Here is a 1,401-nt window from a genome sequence, read left to right on the forward strand (position 1 = left end):
TATCTTTACCTGCTTCCATGGTGATCTTTCCGCTCTGTGCATCATTTTCCAGCACATAGATTGGATTGGTACCAGCGATAATATCAGCGCCAACACCATGAATGCTGCCTTATTTAAAGTGCCACCCGCTTGAATAAAGAAGGAGACAGCTTTGATCCCCTACTTCATTCGTGATTTTATCCAACGACCTTTTAACGATGGGGAGGACGCTTTGGTGATCGCTTTTGTAAAGCTTTTTGCTTTTGCTGACGTTTTCTTTCATCCTCAAAATGCGTTAGTAAAGCCCGTTCCTGTTTCGTTTTGTTGGTCACACCAAAGGAGTCATTGTCCATAAATTGCTGATATCCTGCTATCATTAAATTGCTTAGGAATGAGCCACTTTTGGGAGGTTGTGTAAAATAGATCCCTTTTGAATCTTGCAATTTATATCGGAAACCTGCTTTTTTCATGCACTCATAAACTGAGGCAAATTCACTCGCATACGAATTCATATCACTAGAAGAAGCATAAACCGGTTTCCAACCACATTNGATAAAAAGCTCTTAAGCCTGTTGATATTTTCTGTCACCGCTGCTTAAAACAACGGTGAACAATATTGAGATGACAGATTGAGGGAACAATCGCGCCATTCCAAGCAAAGGCAAGGATGGCGGATTGTTGATCATCACTTAAGATTGGCATTCATCCGCATTTTTATATTTTTTACAAAAAGGGCTGTTTAAGCGCTTTTCAACACTTCGTTTCGGAATGACCGCGCCTGGTCGACAAATCGGAAGGTTTTCCCTCCAATGATTCACACACCAAGATGGACCGCCATATCTGTCACGGAATCCTGCTTGAATCATACAAGCATAAATTGTTGCATTATCATTATTGCTGAGCTTTTGATTTTCAGCCTCAAGATAATTAAGATGTGGCATGCCACATTCTAATAAGGCTTTTCCTACCTCGGTAAAGTCTGCTCCTGGCTTGATCCACCCATATACTTCCCCTGGAGGAGATTTGTCCATATCACATCCAGTAATACTTAATAGAATGAGCAGGCTCAATAAGTTAAATCGTATTTTCATTTTTTGTTCCCTGTTCTCGTGGAATAAAATTTTATAAAATCAAATGAACCGTAATCATTTTTACACTTAGCACTTGCATCAGCATAACAATTATGGGTACTAGGATTATAGCCGATGATCGCTCCCCCCATCTCTCTGAGGGGTAGAATTAACGGATGTAATGAATCATATGGTTTGGAACGTACCCCATAAGCCGTAGGCCAATTGTAACCAATCACTGTACTAATGGGGTCTAACATATGACCTTGTATGTAGATATAATTTTTTTCGCCATCGCTTAGATAATCTACTGTATTGGCCATCGATTGCATGTGAGCAGCCGCTCCAACAA

The 1,401-nt window shown here is 40.4% G+C and carries 1 protein-coding gene and 2 pseudogenes; all 3 read right to left on the reverse strand.

Annotation, left to right across the window (positions count from 1 at the left end; genetic code table 11):
- Positions 1 to 191: 191 nt before the first annotated feature.
- Positions 192 to 533: pseudogene (locus tag ACFIK2_RS09085) on the reverse strand (hypothetical protein); the annotation flags it as partial.
- Between the two features lie 135 nt (positions 534 to 668).
- Positions 669 to 1,070 carry a hypothetical protein gene (locus tag ACFIK2_RS09090; protein WP_273791508.1) on the reverse strand — a complete coding sequence of 134 codons (402 nt, stop codon included), beginning with the start codon at positions 1,068 to 1,070 and terminating at the stop codon, positions 669 to 671.
- Positions 1,067 to 1,401: pseudogene (locus tag ACFIK2_RS09095) on the reverse strand (hypothetical protein); the annotation flags it as partial. The gene ACFIK2_RS09090 and the pseudogene ACFIK2_RS09095, both read right to left, overlap by 4 nt.

The sequence above is a fragment of the Bartonella sp. AP88XZML genome, assembly GCF_042195565.1.
In the GTDB taxonomy this organism is placed as follows: Bacteria; Pseudomonadota; Alphaproteobacteria; order Rhizobiales; family Rhizobiaceae; genus Bartonella.